A 16,184-nucleotide genomic window follows, 5' to 3' on the forward strand; every position below is an offset into this window, starting at 1 on the left:
AGTTGCTAGTTTTGAGTTAAAACTCAAAACTCAACACTCAACACTCTTTTCTCCCCTTCCCCATGCCGTAGGTGAGAGCATAGCTAGTAGCCAACAGCCACAGCCAAACAGCCGGATATCGGGGTTCCAACCAAGGCTGTACCCTGCGGGCGAAGCTGGGAAGCCATCCGAACAGCCAACTGGCCAAAGCCAGCAGAGTAAAATTCACGTAACTTCCCAGCCAGCGCCAAATATCCCTCAAGGTGACAAAATCTAAAATCCACATTAGGAGAGAAGGGTTTTTTCCGGCTGCTTCGATCGCCAGTCGATTGAAAGTTAGCCAGTCGGTTCTGTCTTTAATAAAAGTTTCGGCTACGGCGAGTTTTTGTGCTGCCAAAATACCGAAAAAGGTATTAAGAATTGAATTAATTCTTTGAGGTGGCAAACTGCTCCCGGTAGGAACCATCATGCCTTTAGAAAATAGCCAAGTTACTGAAACATTGCTCTGGTAGGCGCGAATTTGGTTTAAGTGATTTGCCGTCAACAAATTGTGTTTTAAAGCTGTATCCAAAAGGTCTGTTAAGCGGAAAAGATTGCGGACGAGGGAGCCGAAGCCGGTGAAAACGAGGGGAGATTGCAGAGATGCTGCGTCGCCGATCGAGATTAGGCGATCGATCGCCACGGAGCGATCGCTGCTGTTGCTGCTAAAATGCCCCGGAATATAACCAAAGGTCGGTTTTTTCCACACCAATTTATCGACATCGCAGCGGCGGTATTCCGGCAAAATTGCGAAAAAATCCTCGTACATTTCCAGCAAAGAACCGGGATTGTCTGGATGTACTTGGTGGTAGTGAAATAGATAAACTGTCAGTTCTGTGCCGGCGCCGGGAAACAACTCCCAGATGAGCTGGCGCCCGCGGGAAATGTCCCCGTGAGTGTAGAGCACATCCCCGTACTCGGAATCCCACACTCCCGGCTCAAATCCTGCGTCGATGACTGCTCCCACTGTCGGACAAACGCTGTCAAAAGTCCGCCCTTCGTTCAATTGCCAAGCGATCGGAGAAGCCGAACCCATTGCATCCACCAACAGCCGTCCTAATGCAGTGCGATCGGCTTTGGTCGGCAAGTGGCGGCCTTGAACTACTACTTTTTCTGCTTCAACATCGGCTCTAAGAAAGTCAGTTTCGTCCCAGATTTCTCCACCAGCTTCTGTTAGCTTAACTCCCGCTAAATTCAGCAATTTCTCCCCGTCCAAAGCTACATTGAGTACCTTTGGTGTGTGCAGAACTGGCGCTTGAGCCACGGGCGGATTGTTAGCATCAAAAAACTTGTTGTAGCCATCTTTGTATTCTCTGGCAATCAAAGTTTCTATTTCTGGAGCAGTAAATAAACCCAAATCAATTAAGCTTTGAATTTCGTCCCGCGAAATATTCCACTCGCGATTCATTCGCCCGAAAGGCATTCGTTCAACTAGCAGCACCCGGTAGCCCAATCTCGCCATGACTGCGGCGTGAATCACTCCCAAGGCCCCGCCAATATAAATTAAGTCATAAAAAGTATCGCCAGAATCAGACACCGAAATTGTACCTTCTTGCTTCTTCCCTCTTCCTTCTTGCTTTTTCCCTGTTCCCTCTTCCTTCAAAAATACTACTTGTTTTGGCTTTTGAGGATTGCGAGTGCCTTCGCGCCAACGCTGTTCCCACCAGTAGACCCGCTTGAGGTCGTATTCGCCTTGAGGCATTTTTTGGAAGTATTTAACAGTGAGGGGGTAATAGGGGGCAAGAGCCTCAAAAATTGACTGTTTGGAGAGGTCTATGACAGGGGGTTCCCGGTAGCGATCGGGAAACTTGTTTCTCACAGCAAGATTCAGAGCTTCCAGGAACTTTTTTTCTCCCGCAGGCGCCTCTTCTAGACGAAAGACTTTTAAATAAGTGGTGCGCTGCAGTGACCAGACAAAGGTGGAAAGTTCTGTCGAGCGCCAATTTTGGTTTCCTGAAGTGGTGTTAGCGAAGGGGGGTTTGGGATTGGCATGTTGAGTTCCAGACTTGAGAACCTCGGCTGTTGTGGCTGGTGAAAGCAGTCGAAAGCCGTCAGCAGTAATAATTTTTTCTCCGATTCCGGGATCGAATTCGTGCTGCAACCAAGTGCAGACGGCTGCTGTATCCGGTGTCGGGACTTCTAGATAAAGAATTTCTTGCATGATTAGGCTCTCAATTCTGAATAAATTAATAAAGATGGGGGAGTTGACAAGGGAGCAAAGTAGGCTATACTCCCGAATACTTATTTAGTTTTAAATAAGTTTACAATGTTCTCAGATTTTTAGGTTTTCGATCGCTCTTGCTCTCGGTTGGCCCGCAGTGGCTGAATATCTACTCCTTTCGGTATGCACTTCTATGAATTATCCCATTCCTACGAATCCTCAAGAAATGATTGCTTTGCGACAGCAGCCGCTGAATGAAGAATTGGTGGCGTCGGCGATCGCGGGTGTGATTCAAATAGCTCGATCGCGATCTCAGTCTTTGGATGAATTAAAGGCTGAGGTACTCGCCGACGACAATCTGCTCGATTTTGCTCAGAGGCTATGGCTGAGCGACATTGTGGCTCAAGCTTGGAACAATTTGCCCTAAATTTTCCACATCCAAAGCATTCTTCCCAACGTGATCGAGCCGACGACAACAAGCTGATGAAAGCTAGATTGTCCCGGAGAATTTGTGATCTTGTAAAAATTATGGTTAAGTCATTGTTAAATTTATCAATATTGAGCAAATTTCATAAATTGGCTCCCAGTTTCATAGGTTAGCTGCCTCGATTAAATATTTTAAGATGCCAATAATTTTACTAATATTATCAATAAAATAATCATTTAAATCAACTTCCATAATTTGATTATTAAGCCGTAAAAATTTCCAATTTGTCCCTGTTGTGACCGCTCCATATATTTCGGAAATATTATTGTTTTTTCTTTCATTAAATATTTGAGCGGCAATCATTTCTGCCATACATTGTGGAAGCCCAGCTTGGATATTATCATTTTTAGCTTCTACTAAGGCGACCACGGGGGCTTTGATTAGCAGTTGTTCGGGAGAACGACTAATCATAAAATCACAGAAACCCGTTAATCCTTTTTCTAAATCTACATTAAACTCTTTTCCTGAAAAAAAGCTAATTTGATACTTAAACTGCTTCCTAAGTTCTACTAAAATAGGTGTGACAATTAATTCTGAGCGAGCTTTTTCGGTATTAATTGCTAAAGCCAAAGAAATGTTTTCTTGCAGAGTTTGGCTGAGAAGATCGCTATACTCGGCGTCAGGTAAATCGGCAAAAATACCAACTTTGTCAGCAATGGTTATGCCAAAGTTGGTTTCAATCATTTCTAGGTTTGTGAATTGGCTGTATGACACTTTTATTACGAGGCAAGGAAAACTTGACACTCAAAAATGAAAAAATATTGTTGTTATTTTAACATATTTGATGCTCGTTTTCAAAGGAATCTGGTATGAGTAACTTGGCGACTAACGCAATTCAACTTCTCGCTTGACTTCTGCCAAAACTCGATCGCCCCGCCTCAACCGGTATTCGGCCCGCCAAACTCCCGGAGTCAGAGGAGAATTCGTACTGTTTCTTTTGCCGACATAACCCAACCAAGTGCGGCTAGGGGCTTTAATTTCATTCGTCTGGTCAGCGATGGTTGTGCCGTTGGGTGCAAATAATTTGTATTGTTCCCGATCGCCCTTGAGAACTCCGTAACTTTGCACCCAAAACAACAAAGCTGGACTGTTTGCAGGGAGTTGAGTCTCGGAAAATTGTCCTTCCCAGAGAGCGTTAATATCGGGTGGCTTATTGGCAAAACCGGCCCGAATTAAACCTGTGGAAATATAGTCTAGAGGCTTGTCCCAAATAGGATTGCGGGCGATGTTGCAGCCTACCTTCGCGTCGGGCCCGACAAACGGATCTACGGGTTTGCCTTGATAGCGAAAAGTTACGTGTACGTGGGGGAAAGATGCCATCCCAGAGTTTCCCACCATGCCCAAAACTGTGCCTTTTTGTACCTGCGTACCCGGTTTGACGGCAACGCTGCCTTTGCGGAGGTGGCAGTATTGGGCTTCCCAACCACCGCCGTGGTCGATTACCATGCCGTTGCCGCATTCTGTGCCTGCGATGCTGGCTTTGTCTGTATCATTTTGTAAACGCCGATCGACCACACCATCTCGTGCTCGCAAAACTTTGCCTGCTGCTGAGGCAATAACTGGCACTCCTTTTGCCATTGCTTTGGCGTCGGGAATGGCAAAGTCTGTGCCGTCGTGGCCGTCGTAGGTTTGGCGCCCGCAGCCAAAATCGACGGCGGTGGGGCCGGGTTCTCGATCGAAATACAGCAATACAAAACAGTCTTTTCCTAGGGTACAGTCGATGGGCTGACCGAATTGCGGGTTGTTCGGCTTTTGGGCGACTGCGGTCGAAACGAGACGCTGGGCGATCGTGTGGGCTTCGGCGATCGGCGCATTGACTCCTGTTTGGTTATCACAGCTAGAAAGACTTGTCAACCCCAAGGTCAACAAAATTGCAGAAATGTATTTTGTGGAGAGTATAGTCATTCGCCGATTGGATGTAAAAGCTGAGGTGGGTAGTGAAAAATCAATTAATCATTCAGAATATAGTTGCTCAAGAATCTAGACGATTGGTAAGGCGTTTTCGTTTCCGATAGTTGTGGTATTATTTTGAGTTGGAAATTTTAAAATTTTAATTAATTCAAGAATGGGTTCTAAAATTGGATCGCTAATTTCGATAATTCGGCTGGCCGGGCTTGCTGTTGCTGCTTTGGCGATGTGGGGATTTGCCACCATTGCCGAAGAGGTGTTGGAAAAAGAAAGTTACGCTTTCGATACCTCTATTTTACTAGCTCTGAGGCAATTGCACACTCCGCTACGCGATCAAATAATGCTGGGCTTTACCTTTTTGGGCGAACCGAAGTTGCTGCTAGTGATTTGTCTGATTTTGGGTATTGTTTTGCTAGCGCGCAATCACCGCTCGGAAGGTGCAACTATTGCGCTCGCGGCTGGGGGAGCGATCGGTTTAAATTTACTGTTAAAAAAACTTTTTGCCCGCGCTCGACCTCAACTTTGGGAGCGCGTTGTTGACGTTCGCTTTTACAGTTTTCCTAGCGGACACGCGATGATTTCAATGGTTATTTACGGTTTGCTAGGATATTTCTTGGGTGAACGCTTTCCCAAGCAGCGCTGGTCGATTTACAGCTTGACAGTGGTATTAATTGCTGCTATTGGTTTGAGTCGGCTTTACCTAGGAGTTCACTGGCCTACCGATGTTATTGCTGGTTATACGGCTGGTTTGGTGTGGCTGATTACCTGTATCATCACTTTGGAAATATGGAAAGAATTGCGTTCTTTGACTACGGCTTCTAAAGAGGAGTTTTTGTCACCTGAGAATTCTCAAGAATAATTTTTAAATTTCTAGTCAAGACTGACTATTTGTTTTTGAGTAAAACACATGGCAATTCCTTTTTCGTAGTAAGCAGCCTCGTTAATGAAAATGGGATAAACCGTGGATTTACCCTCATACAATACCGACTCACCATCAAAGGTCAAAAACATCGGATCGCCGGGATTTAGGGCTTCATAATCTCTGAATTGCAGATGAGGATGAATCATTGCCTGAATTTCTCTGTTCTCGTTTCTGGGATAGTCGATCGCCCCAATGGTGTGATAAATAGTCAGGGGATTTTTTGCAGCAGGCATTGTGCCTTGATTGTAGGCTTCTACGCAGTCTAAAATTCGGCACACAACTTGCTCAGTTTGCTGAAATAAAGACGCATCCAAGACGCCTTGCGGAACTGCACCAACTTCCAGGGTACCGCCTAATTCGGAAAGCGATCGCAGCAAAGGACTATCATGATTCTTGGTTGTAGAAGCGAGTACCTTGAGGTGGGGATAGACAGAGGTTAAATAAGCTGCTATTTGCAGGTTAAATGGATGATGGCTGGCAAGAATAAAAGTTAGCCCCATGTTGGACGTGGTGCTGTGCAAATCGATAATTAAGTTTGGCAGATGAGTGTTTTTTGAACTAAAAATGCGGTAGATTTCTTTCGCCCGCTGCGCTTCATGGCTGGAGAGATGGGGATTTTCTAAATCTTGCTTTCTAAAGCAGCGGTTGAGGTCGATATCGATGTAGCGTGTCCCGATTTCGCAAGCTTTGGGATTGGCTAGCAAAGTCATAGTTTCAAAAGTCGATCGCCGAATTAACTCTGGCGCGCGAGCAAATTTCTTCACAAGGTAAATTCCTGTGAGTTCGTTTCCGTGGGTTCCTCCCACTATGGCAACACGTTTAATTTGGTTCATAGACAAATAACTTCCTATCCCCAGCTTATCATTCTTTGTCATCTGTTGGTAAAAAACATCAGATTGAGGTTTATTAAGTGTTTATATTTAGATTAGCTAAAGTTTAAGTAAGTAGGTATCACACGCAGAGCTTGGAAACCCAGTTTATCTCATCCTGTCACAATAAAATGAAGACTACCGAGAGATAAAAAATATGACGCCAGAGGAGTTGTTGCAGTTTATCGACAAAGCTGCGGATGAGGGCCAGACAGAATTGGATTTGGCAGGGTTCGAGGAATTGCCACCACAGATTGGCAAGTGCGCTCCGCTTGAGAGGTTGGTGTTGGGGAATTTTGCTATGATAGTTTGAGCGATCGTACTATTATATATTCCGTAAATTACCAGCTATGAACATTCAGTTGGTTGACTCCTTAATTCAAGTCATTGAGTCGCTGACACCTGAAGAGAGTTTGCTGTTTCAAGAAAAACTCTCGGCTAGGGCGATTCAGAGTACGCCTGGAGTCTGTGGAGGAAATGCCCGAATTCGCAACACGCGCATTCCTGTTTGGACACTGGTTTCGCTTCACCAACAGGGGGCCCATGAGGCTGAGTTACTTCGGAATTATCCAGGTTTGTCGGATCGCGATTTAGAGAATGCTTGGCGTTATTACGATCGCCACCGCGAAGAAATCGATCGCATTATTGTTTCTCATCAGACAGATGATTAAATGGATTAAGTTTAAGAAAACCAGTTTTCGATGGCCAAGTCTTGAAAGTTTGCATAATCAGCAACATTTCGTGTCACCAGAATCAGATTATTGACTTTAGCGATCGCTGCAATTTGCCCATCAGCATAAGACGGTGTAAGCCCGAGGGGGATGAGTCTTGCTCGTTCTTTAGCGAACCACTCAGCGGCTTCTTGGGTGTAGGGCAAAATCGGTAATTTTACTTTCACTTCTTCCTGAAGATAAGCTTCGATCGCACTGCGACGCTTAGAATCTGGCATTCGATAACAGCCCAGCAGAACTTCATGCCAAACGATAGAGGCGATCGCCACTGTGGATTTTGCCTCAATTAGTTTAGTCATCACATTCGCATTCGGAACAGGACGAAGAGGTTCGGAGATAATGTTGGTATCGAGTAAATAACGCAGCGTCATTCAAAGATGACCTCGCGTCCTGCAAAAGTTCGATCGCGAACTTCTCCCCAAATTTCATCAGGATTTAAACCGAGTTCTTGCAGTTGATATTTTTCACGAAATGCACCGAGAGATTCTCCAAAGCTAAGTTCGAGATTCTGTGGCTGTTTGCGGCGTTGAATGTATTCGCGCAAGGCGATTTCAACTAGAGTCTCGAACTCAATTTCTCCCTCAAGTTCGATCGCCTCTTGCAGCAGTGCCGTATCCACATTCAGGCTCGTCACCATTGGCTTTCCTCTTTTAACGGTTATTTTATTATAGTTGTGATGCCTCGCTCAGAAACCGGGTTTTTGCCCAGAAGACGCATGACAGTGTAGAAACAAAAAAAAAACCGGTTTCTTTGATTGTGACGCGCGGGAAACTCCCCACCAAGCGAAAATTCCTGTCACAATAAAATGAATCCTACCGAGAGACAAAGGGCATGACGCGAGAGGAAGCAGTGCGGCGAATTGACCGAGCAGCCGAGGAAAAATTGACCCAACTGAATTTGTCGGGGCTGGGGTTGGAGGAGTTGCCGCCGGAGATTGACAAGTGCACGCAGCTTGAGACGTTGGTGTTGGGGAAGTGGGATGAGGAGAAAGAGGAATTGCTTGGGAATAAGCTAACTGAGTTTCCTGATGCTGTTCTTCAATTAACCAACTTAAAAATACTTAACCTCAGTAACAATGAGATTACCTCCATCCCAGATGCGATCGGAAAACTGTCGAATCTGACACAGCTTGACCTCAGTAACAATCAGATTACATACATCCCAGAAGTCATCGGAAAACTGTCGAACCTGACAGAGCTTTACCTCTTTAACAATCAGATTACATACATCCCAGAAGTCATCGGAAAACTGTTGAATCTGAGAGGGCTTTTCCTCAGTAGAAATCAGATTACATCCATCCCAGAAGTCATCGCTCAACTGTCGAATCTGACACAGTTTGATCTTGGTGCCAATCAGATTACATCCATCCCAGAAGTCATCGCTCAACTGTCGAATCTGACACAGCTTGATCTCGGTGCCAATCAGATTACATCCATCCCAGAAGTCATCGCTCAACTGTCGAATTTGACACAGCTTGACCTCAGTGAAAATCAGATTACATCCATCCCAGAAATCATCGACCAACTGTCGAATCTGACACAGCTTTTTCTCAGTGAAAATCAGATTACATCCATCCCAGAAGCCATCGCTCAACTGTCGAATTTGACACAGCTTGACCTCAGTTACAATCAGATTACATTCATCCCAGAAGTCATCGGCCAACTGTCGAATTTGACACACCTTTACCTCAGTAATAATCAGATTACATCCATCCCAGAAGTCATCGGCCAACTGTCGAATCTGACATATCTTCACCTGACTAACAATCAGATTACATTCATCCCAGAAGTCATCGACCAACTGTCGAATCTGACATGGCTTCTTCTCAGTGACAATCAGATTACATCCATCCCAGAAGTCATCGGGAAACTGTCGAATCTGACACACATTGACCTCTATAATAATCAGATTAGATTCATCCCAGAAGTCATCGGCAAACTGTCGAATCTGACATGGCTTCTTCTCAGTGACAATCAGATTACATCCATCCCAGAAGTCATCGGCAAACTATCGAATCTGACATGGCTTCTTCTCAGTGACAATCAGATTACATCCATCCCAGAAGTCATCGGCAAACTGTCGAATCTGACACGGCTTCTTCTCAGTAACAATCAGATTACCCAAATCCCAGAGGAGATCGGCAAACTGTCGAATCTGACAGAACTTGGCCTCTTTAACAATCAGATTGAAAAGATTCCTGAAAGTTTGGAAACACTGCCAAAACTTGAAAAACTCAACCTCCGCCACAATCCCCTGCCCATTTCTCCAGAAGTTCTCGGCGACAAAGAAGCCCCCGGTACTCCCGCTGACATCTTCAACTACCTCCGCCAACTCCGCAGTGGCGAAGTTCTGCCCCTCAACGAAGCCAAAGTCCTCCTCGTCGGGCAAGGCAGCGTCGGCAAAACCTGCCTGATCAACCGCCTCATCCACAACAAATACAACCCCAACGAGCCCCAAACCGACGGACTCAACATCACAGACTGGAAAATTACAGTCAATACCAAACCAGTCAAACTCAACGTCTGGGACTTCGGCGGACAAGAAATCTACCACGCCACCCACCAATTTTTCCTTACCAAACGCAGCCTCTACCTCCTCGTGTGCAACTGCCGCACCAGCGAAGACGAAAACCGCCTCGAATACTGGCTGAAACTGATCGAAAGCTTCGGCGACGCATCCCCCGTCATCCTCGTCGGCAACAAGTGCGACGAACAACCCCTGGATCTCAACCGCAAAGCCTTGCGCGACAAATATCCCAACATCAAAGCGATTATCGAAACTTCCTGCCAAAGCGGAACCGGCATCGAGGAACTCCGCAGCGCCATCCACACGGAAATCTCCGAACTCAAAGAAGTCTACGATCTTTTGCCGCTAAGCTGGTTCCAAGTCAAGCAGCGCCTGGAAAACCTCGACAAAGACATCATCAGCATCAGCGAATACGCCACCATTTGCGCCAAAGAAAACATCTTTGAAGAAACCGACCAAACCCAACTGATCGGACTGCTGCACAACCTGGGCATTGTCCTCAACTTCCGCGAACACCCGATCCTGCAATCCACCAACATCCTCAATCCCCACTGGGTGACAGAAGGCATCTATGCCCTCCTCAGCGACGACGCACTCAAAGTCAAAACCAAAGGCATTCTCACCTACGCCGACCTCAGCCGCATCCTCGACTCAAATAAATATCCCAGCCACCGCTACCACTGCCTCACCGGGTTGATGGGCGAATTTGAACTCTGCTTCCCCGTCAGCGATTGTCCCGCGCCGACTTTCCTCATCCCCGGCATCTTGCCCAAAGAACAACCGCAAAACACCGAACTCCAAGGCGAAACGCTGGAATTTCAATATCACTACCGCATCCTCCCCGACAGCATCCTCTCGCGCTTCATCGTCCTCATGCACGAGAAAATCCACAACCGCACCCACTGGCGCACGGGGGTTATGCTTGAGTACACCGAAGGCGCTGAGGTGTACAACATCGCCCGGATCAAATCTGACCCGGAAGATAAGAAAATCTTTATTGCCGTTACCGGGCGGGAATCGACGCGGCGTTCTTTCCTCAGCATGATTCGCGATACGTTTACCAAAATCCACAATTCTTTTGCCAATCTGGAAATCAGTCAATGGGTGCCGGTTCCCGATTATCCCGATGCCGATCCGCTGGATTATGATGAATTACTAGGGCTGGAGGATATGGGCGAGAATACAGTGCGCGTCGGCAAACTCAAACTCAAACTCGATTTGCGGCAGTTGCTGGATGGCTATGAGTCGATCGAACTTCGGCGCAGAAACCAAATGGGCGATCGAGAAATGGGAAAATACGGAAGAGAATATGACGACCTTGTAGATATCGCTAAACTAGCTGTTACTAGACCAATTATTAATAAAGCCGAAGCAAAAATGACTCAAAATTCTTCTGAAACCAACAACTTTCAAGGTGCTTTTCAAGGTGCTAACTTCTCCGGCAATATCGGCGGTTCGTCGAACAGTGCCGAAGTTGCTGGCAATCAATCCGTGCAAAACAATAACACCAATACCGCCGAACTTTTAAAACTGATTTCCTCGATGCGTGAAACCGCCGATCAGTTTCCCGAAGACATCCGCGAGGGGATAATTATCGATATTGAAGATGTCGAAACCGAAATCAAGAAACCGGAAAACCAATGGAATAAAACTCGATTAAAGAAAAGCTTAACAGCTCTTGTAGCGGCGGGTACTGCGATCGGAGTTGGCATCGCAGGCGTGACTGATTTTGCTAATACGGCGATCGACCTAGGTCAAAAAGTGGGTATCGAACTCCACCTACCGTCAGGACACTAAATCATTTAAAATTAAGGTGACTGGGGCGCTCGTCGCCCCAATAGCCCCAAAAACCTCGGTGTTGCCATGCGAAAAATTGTACTATACATTGCATCTAGTTTGGACGGTTATATCGCGCGATCGAACGGCGATATTGACTGGCTGTTTACCGACCAAAATTACGGTTATAGTAAATTCTTAGATAGCATCGATACGGTTCTCATGGGTCGGAAAACTTACGAACAAGTTCTAACTTTTGGCGAGTATCCGTACCAGGAAAAAAAGAGTTATGTTTTTACGAAAAATCTAGATTTTCAAGCCACTTCGGATGTCGAAGTGGTAACAGATTTAGGAAATTTTGTCAATGATTTGCGATTGCTTGACGGCAAAAATATTTGGTTGGTGGGAGGTTCTCTGCTGATTCGCGATTTCCTGAATCAAAACTTTGTCAACGAAGTGATTCTCTCGGTTCATCCGCTTATTTTAGGCGAGGGAATCCCTTTATTTGTTAATCCCATAAATACTACAGCTTTGCAGTTAACTGGATGTCAGACATATAGTTCGGGTATGGTTCAGCTATCTTATGATGTCGCCACTTGAGGGCGATCGCAATTGCTAAGTCGCTTGCAAAATACTGTCACTTGATTATCAAAAAACGTAAGATAAAAGTTAGTAATTTGGCTGATGAGGAAATGTGTTTGCTGCTTGTTGTTATTCATATCTTTTTTGTGGGTTGCGCTTCCTGCTGAGGCATCTGTATGCCGCAATTATCAAGGAAGCGAGATTTGCATTGTGGATATCAAACGCAGTGCGAAAAATTATTGGGAATACAGGGTAATTCTGAGTGTTGATGGAGTGAAACAGCCTCTAGAAGTCTACAATTGCCGCGATCGCACTACAGTGAAGAAAGATGGAACAGTTTTGGCATTTAGACAAAACAACCCTGGTGAAATCGTCTGCCGTTTTTTTAATCAGAAATAAGTAAATGAAGTTATTGTAGGGTGCGCTTCGGGGTGAATGTGGCAACCACAAACTCAAGAATTTTTCCCGAAGCGCAGCCTACGTTAGAATTTGCCGTCTACTGCTGACACGCAGCGTTCGCAAATTAGCGGATGTTTGATCGACTCGCTGACATGAGTCGAGTAATTCCAGCAGCGATCGCACTTTTCCCCGTCTGCTTTCACTACACCAATCGCCAACTCAGGAGACTGATAACTGTACGGCAATTCTTGCAGGATTGCATTCGATTCTACCAGTTCCACTTCCGAAGTAATGAACAAATACCGCAGTTCGTCTACACCCTTGCCGGTCATTGTAGAATCGTGCCCTGCAGCTATGGAAGCAGGAATTTCAGGTTTGGGTTCGATCGCAACTAATTCTGCTTGCGGGATTTGGGGTGTTTCTACAAACACTTTTTCGGCTGGGGCTGTTTGTACGATCGCCTGTGTTTCTTCTACAAGCACAAGCGCTGTCTCTAGTGGCGGTGCGAGTACGATCGCCTTTGTTTCTGCAAGCACAAGCCCGCTTGTCCGGCCCACCACATCTGCTGTCATAAAATCAATCTTTTGACCCAGTTGTTGACGGTTGGCGGCAAACAGCAAGTGACGGAAAGCAAACCAGATTGTAAATAAGATGCCGATGACTTCCAATAAGCCTCCCAACACCGGAATCTGATTAATCGTATCCAAAATCGCCAGCGTTACTCTGCCCGTTACTAACACAGAGGCTAACAGCCCAAGTGTTACCAGCGCTTGTTGGTATTCTGTAAAAAAGTTGCCCGCGTATTCAGGCAAATTAGCTACAAACTGGGCGGCTTGATCTAAGATTGCCGGCGAATCTGAAGCCGACGGTTCAGGGACAGAATACTGTACGATCTCAGAAGATCGATCGCCCTTTTGTGCGATCGTTTCCGCTTCAATATGAATGGTGTTTTCTGTCAAGACTTTAGCAACTTTTGCCGCTTGTTCTTCCTGTCGATCTTGTGCTGCTTTTGCCTTCTCCTCTGCTGCTAACTCGATGACTGAATTTTGCGATCGCACATAATCCACTAATTCTTCGCTGCTGGGATTCAAAGCTTGCAATTGCTCTCTTTTCTCAACATCGGGAACGTACAATAAAACCTTAGCTTCCAAAGAAGAACCGATCGCCTTTTCCATCCGGGCTTTTTCCAAAACCTTGTTAACTTCGCCGCGCACTTGTCGCAAATACTGCCAGCGATTAGCCAATTCTGGATTGTGCCATGAAGTATCCATTTGCACCCAGCCGGCTTCAAACACGGACTTGTAGGGAGTCGGATAGGGAAGGTACTGCCAAATATCCTCAGCCATGTGACACAAAACAGGTGCGATCGCCCTTGCTAAATTCTCCACAGCAATTGCAATCACCGTCTGACAACTGCGGCGGCGACTGGTATCTGTCGCGCTGATGTAAAGTCGGTCTTTGGCAATATCCAAGTAAAAATTAGACAAATCCACCGTACAGAAATTCTGCACAGTTTGGAAAAATCTGGAAAATTGGAAGCTTTCAAAAGCATCTTGGACTTCCGCAAAAACTTCGCCCATTCTGTGCAGCATATAGCGATCGAGTTCCGGCAATTCCTCGTAAGCAACGGCATCTTTTGCCGGATCGAAGTCGTGCAAATTACCCAGCAAAAACTTAGCTGTATTGCGAATTTTGCGGTAAACATCCGATTGCTGTTTCAGAATATTTTTGCCCAAAGGCACGTCTGCCGAGTAGTCTACCGAAGACACCCACAACCGCAAAACATCGGCTCCATATTCCTTAATTACGGCTGCCGGATCGACGACATTGCCTTCAGATTTGCTCATCTTGCGGCCTTTTTCATCGAGCACAAAACCGTGAGTCAAAACTGTTTTGTAAGGAGCGACGCCGTTAGTTGCTACACTCGTAAGCAAGCTCGATTGAAACCAGCCGCGGTGTTGGTCTGAACCTTCCAAATAGATATCAGCAGGATAGTTTAATTCCGATCGACCTTTTGCAACTGCGGCCCAAGAAGAACCGGAGTCAAACCATACATCCATCGTGTCTGTACCCTTGCGGTAAGTACGGCCATTATTGCGGTAAGATTCCGGCAGCAATTCGGCGATCGACAATTCCCACCAAGCATCGGAACCCTTCTCGGCAAAAAGGGCTTGCACGTGGGCGATCGTTTCTTCATTTAACAGCGGTTCGTTGGTTTCTTCGTCGTAGAATACGGGAATCGGAACGCCCCAAGTCCGCTGGCGAGAAATACACCAATCCGATCTATCGCCCACCATTGCAGTAATCCGATTTTCCCCTTGGGCGGGAATCCAATTCACATCGGCGATCGCTTTTAAGGCTTCATCTCGGAACCCTTCAACCGAGGCAAACCACTGTTCCGTCGCCCGAAAAATGGTCGGCTTTTTCGTGCGCCAATCGTAAGGATAAGAGTGAGCGTAACTTTCCTCTTTAATCAAACTATTTGCTTCGGCAAGGGCATCAATCACTGCGGCATTGCCATTTCCGAGGACATTTAAACCTACAAACTGTCCGGCTTCTGCGGTAAAATTTCCGTTCTCATCTACGGGTGTTAAAACTGGCAAACCGCAGCGTTTTCCGACGATAAAGTCTTCTTGTCCGTGTCCCGGCGCGGTGTGCACCAACCCCGTCCCGGAATCAGCGGTAATGTAGTCGCCGCCGGCAACGATCGGACTTTCGCGATCGAACAGCGGGTGTTTGTAAATACAACCTTCTAATTCTTTGCCTTTGAAGGTGGCAAGTATTTTTAATTCAGTGTTAAAAGTTGCCGACAGCCGATCGACCGCATCGACAGCTACTAACATAAATTGTTGTGCGATGTGGGAATTTGCCGGCGGTTCCACCACCGCATAAGTCAATTCGGGATTAACTGCGATCGCCAAGTTTGCCGGAATCGTCCAGGGGGTAGTCGTCCAAATCGCCGCCCAGAGGCTCGGCATATAGCGTTTGAGCTTCGTTTGCAGGGATTTTGACAATTTTTTCACATGAAAGCCCACGTAGATGCTGCGCGACGTGTGGCCTTCAGGATATTCCAATTCCGCTTCGGCGAGGGCTGTTTTCGAGCTCGGGCTCCAGTGAACAGGTTTGAAGCCGCGGTAGATGTAGCCTTTGAGTACCATTTGACCGAAAACGCCGATTTGAGCGGCTTCGTATTCGGGTTTCATGGTTAAATACGGGTGTTTCCAGTCGCCCCAAACGCCGTAGCGCTGGAAGGATTCGCGCTGCTGTTCCATTGTTTGCTGCGCGAAGGAGGAGGCTTTGCGGCGGAGTTCGATCGGGGTAAGATTTAGCCGATCGTCGGATTTCATGTTTTGCAATACTTTAAGTTCGATCGGCAATCCATGACAATCCCAACCGGGCACGTAGCGGACTTTTTTGCCGCGCAGCATTTGGTAGCGGTTGATAAAGTCTTTGAGGATTTTGTTGAGGGCGTGGCCGATGTGGAGTTGTCCGTTGGCGTAGGGGGGCCCGTCGTGCAGGATGAACAAGTCGCCTGGGTTATTTTCCGAAAGGCGATCGTAGATTTCTTGATCTGCCCAAAATTGTTGCAATTCAGGTTCCCGTTTGACGGCGTTGGCGCGCATATCAAACTTGGTTTTGGGCAGGTTTACCGTGTCTTTGTAAGATTTAGCTTCCATTTTTGAGAAACGTTTTATGTAGTTAGTTGTTAGTAGTTAGCGGTTATTTGAAAGATGATATCAAGTCCGGTTAAATAATCATAATTAAGTTTGTAGTGACAACTTTAGTCATCTCTCGTCATTGAAGA

14 protein-coding genes are annotated in these 16,184 nt (G+C 46.3%); 7 read left to right on the top strand and 7 right to left on the bottom strand.

The genetic code is table 11. The features are described from left to right. Positions 1–37: 37 nt before the first annotated feature. On the bottom strand, positions 38–2,179 hold the full coding sequence (locus QUA23_RS08200) for a flavin-dependent dehydrogenase (protein ID WP_333075142.1): 2,142 nt from the start codon (positions 2,177–2,179) through the stop codon (positions 38–40). A 193-nt stretch (positions 2,180–2,372) separates the two neighbouring features. Here QUA23_RS08200 and QUA23_RS08205 point away from each other — a divergent pair, with 193 nt between their 5' ends. Then, positions 2,373–2,606 carry a hypothetical protein gene (locus QUA23_RS08205; RefSeq protein WP_190662685.1) on the top strand — a complete coding sequence of 78 codons (234 nt, stop codon included), beginning with the start codon at positions 2,373–2,375 and terminating at the stop codon, positions 2,604–2,606. Positions 2,607–2,768: 162 nt separating this feature from the next. Here the strand turns inward: QUA23_RS08205 and QUA23_RS08210 are convergent, their stop codons facing one another. Together QUA23_RS08210 and QUA23_RS08215 are read right to left on the bottom strand one after the other, a co-directional pair. After that, complete coding sequence (locus QUA23_RS08210) at positions 2,769–3,350, bottom strand: hypothetical protein (RefSeq protein WP_333075143.1); 582 nt, start codon at positions 3,348–3,350, stop codon at positions 2,769–2,771. 141 nt (positions 3,351–3,491) lie between these two features. Next, positions 3,492–4,571 (bottom strand): M23 family metallopeptidase, encoded by a 1,080-nt coding sequence (locus QUA23_RS08215; protein WP_333075144.1) that lies wholly within the window; start codon positions 4,569–4,571, stop codon positions 3,492–3,494. A gap of 160 nt (positions 4,572–4,731) precedes the next feature. Between QUA23_RS08215 and QUA23_RS08220 the strand changes: the two genes are divergently transcribed. After that, positions 4,732–5,433, top strand: a complete 702-nt coding sequence (locus tag QUA23_RS08220; RefSeq protein WP_333075145.1) for a phosphatase PAP2 family protein — start codon at positions 4,732–4,734, stop codon at positions 5,431–5,433. Between the two features lie 11 nt (positions 5,434–5,444). Here QUA23_RS08220 and QUA23_RS08225 read toward each other — a convergent pair whose 3' ends face one another. Then, a complete protein-coding gene (locus QUA23_RS08225; protein WP_333075146.1) occupies positions 5,445–6,329 on the bottom strand; it encodes an aspartoacylase in 885 nt (294 codons plus the stop codon). Positions 6,330–6,522: 193 nt separating this feature from the next. On the opposite strand from QUA23_RS08225, the gene QUA23_RS08230 reads away from it, so the two are divergent. Continuing rightward, a complete protein-coding gene (locus tag QUA23_RS08230; RefSeq protein WP_333075147.1) occupies positions 6,523–6,678 on the top strand; it encodes a hypothetical protein in 156 nt (51 codons plus the stop codon). Positions 6,679–6,715: 37 nt separating this feature from the next. Further along, entirely contained in the window at positions 6,716–7,036 is a 321-nt protein-coding gene (locus QUA23_RS08235; RefSeq protein WP_333075148.1) for a DUF433 domain-containing protein, read from the top strand. Between the two features lie 11 nt (positions 7,037–7,047). On the opposite strand, the gene QUA23_RS08240 is transcribed toward QUA23_RS08235, so the two are convergent. Both QUA23_RS08240 and QUA23_RS08245 read right to left on the bottom strand, forming a co-directional pair. Continuing rightward, complete coding sequence (locus tag QUA23_RS08240; protein WP_333075149.1) at positions 7,048–7,467, bottom strand: type II toxin-antitoxin system VapC family toxin; 420 nt, start codon at positions 7,465–7,467, stop codon at positions 7,048–7,050. Continuing rightward, on the bottom strand, positions 7,464–7,733 hold the full coding sequence (locus QUA23_RS08245) for a type II toxin-antitoxin system VapB family antitoxin (protein ID WP_333075151.1): 270 nt from the start codon (positions 7,731–7,733) through the stop codon (positions 7,464–7,466). Before QUA23_RS08245 ends, QUA23_RS08240 begins: the two co-directional genes overlap by 4 nt. Positions 7,734–7,927: 194 nt before the next feature. On the opposite strand from QUA23_RS08245, the gene QUA23_RS08250 reads away from it, so the two are divergent. From QUA23_RS08250 to QUA23_RS08260, 3 genes are all read left to right on the top strand, one after another. Continuing rightward, a complete protein-coding gene (locus QUA23_RS08250) occupies positions 7,928–11,419 on the top strand; it encodes a leucine-rich repeat domain-containing protein (RefSeq protein ID WP_333093940.1) in 3,492 nt (1,163 codons plus the stop codon). 66 nt (positions 11,420–11,485) lie between these two features. After that, on the top strand, positions 11,486–11,998 hold the full coding sequence (locus QUA23_RS08255; protein ID WP_333075154.1) for a dihydrofolate reductase family protein: 513 nt from the start codon (positions 11,486–11,488) through the stop codon (positions 11,996–11,998). Between the two features lie 192 nt (positions 11,999–12,190). Further along, complete coding sequence (locus tag QUA23_RS08260) at positions 12,191–12,379, top strand: hypothetical protein (RefSeq protein ID WP_333075156.1); 189 nt, start codon at positions 12,191–12,193, stop codon at positions 12,377–12,379. An 83-nt stretch (positions 12,380–12,462) separates the two neighbouring features. On the opposite strand, the gene ileS is transcribed toward QUA23_RS08260, so the two are convergent. After that, positions 12,463–16,056, bottom strand: a complete 3,594-nt coding sequence (gene ileS, locus QUA23_RS08265; protein WP_333075157.1) for an isoleucine--tRNA ligase — start codon at positions 16,054–16,056, stop codon at positions 12,463–12,465. Positions 16,057–16,184: the final 128 nt, after the last annotated feature.

This window comes from Microcoleus sp. Pol1C5, from assembly GCF_036701115.1.
Classification (GTDB): Bacteria; Cyanobacteriota; Cyanobacteriia; order Cyanobacteriales; family Microcoleaceae; genus Microcoleus.

What these genes read in the sequence shown, in the direction of transcription:
- QUA23_RS08225 (WP_333075146.1), bottom strand. Translation starts at nt 6,329, where the DNA reads ATGAACCAAATTAAACGTGTTGCCATAGTGGGAGGAACCCACGGAAAC.
- QUA23_RS08250 (WP_333093940.1), top strand. Translation starts at nt 7,928, where the DNA reads ATGACGCGAGAGGAAGCAGTGCGGCGAATTGACCGAGCAGCCGAGGAA.
- QUA23_RS08255 (WP_333075154.1), top strand. Translation starts at nt 11,486, where the DNA reads ATGCGAAAAATTGTACTATACATTGCATCTAGTTTGGACGGTTATATC.
- QUA23_RS08230 (WP_333075147.1), top strand. Translation starts at nt 6,523, where the DNA reads ATGACGCCAGAGGAGTTGTTGCAGTTTATCGACAAAGCTGCGGATGAG.
- QUA23_RS08245 (WP_333075151.1), bottom strand. Translation starts at nt 7,733, where the DNA reads ATGGTGACGAGCCTGAATGTGGATACGGCACTGCTGCAAGAGGCGATC.
- ileS (WP_333075157.1), bottom strand. Translation starts at nt 16,056, where the DNA reads ATGGAAGCTAAATCTTACAAAGACACGGTAAACCTGCCCAAAACCAAG.
- QUA23_RS08200 (WP_333075142.1), bottom strand. Translation starts at nt 2,179, where the DNA reads ATGCAAGAAATTCTTTATCTAGAAGTCCCGACACCGGATACAGCAGCC.
- QUA23_RS08240 (WP_333075149.1), bottom strand. Translation starts at nt 7,467, where the DNA reads ATGACGCTGCGTTATTTACTCGATACCAACATTATCTCCGAACCTCTT.
- QUA23_RS08205 (WP_190662685.1), top strand. Translation starts at nt 2,373, where the DNA reads ATGAATTATCCCATTCCTACGAATCCTCAAGAAATGATTGCTTTGCGA.
- QUA23_RS08215 (WP_333075144.1), bottom strand. Translation starts at nt 4,571, where the DNA reads ATGACTATACTCTCCACAAAATACATTTCTGCAATTTTGTTGACCTTG.
- QUA23_RS08210 (WP_333075143.1), bottom strand. Translation starts at nt 3,350, where the DNA reads ATGATTGAAACCAACTTTGGCATAACCATTGCTGACAAAGTTGGTATT.
- QUA23_RS08235 (WP_333075148.1), top strand. Translation starts at nt 6,716, where the DNA reads ATGAACATTCAGTTGGTTGACTCCTTAATTCAAGTCATTGAGTCGCTG.
- QUA23_RS08220 (WP_333075145.1), top strand. Translation starts at nt 4,732, where the DNA reads ATGGGTTCTAAAATTGGATCGCTAATTTCGATAATTCGGCTGGCCGGG.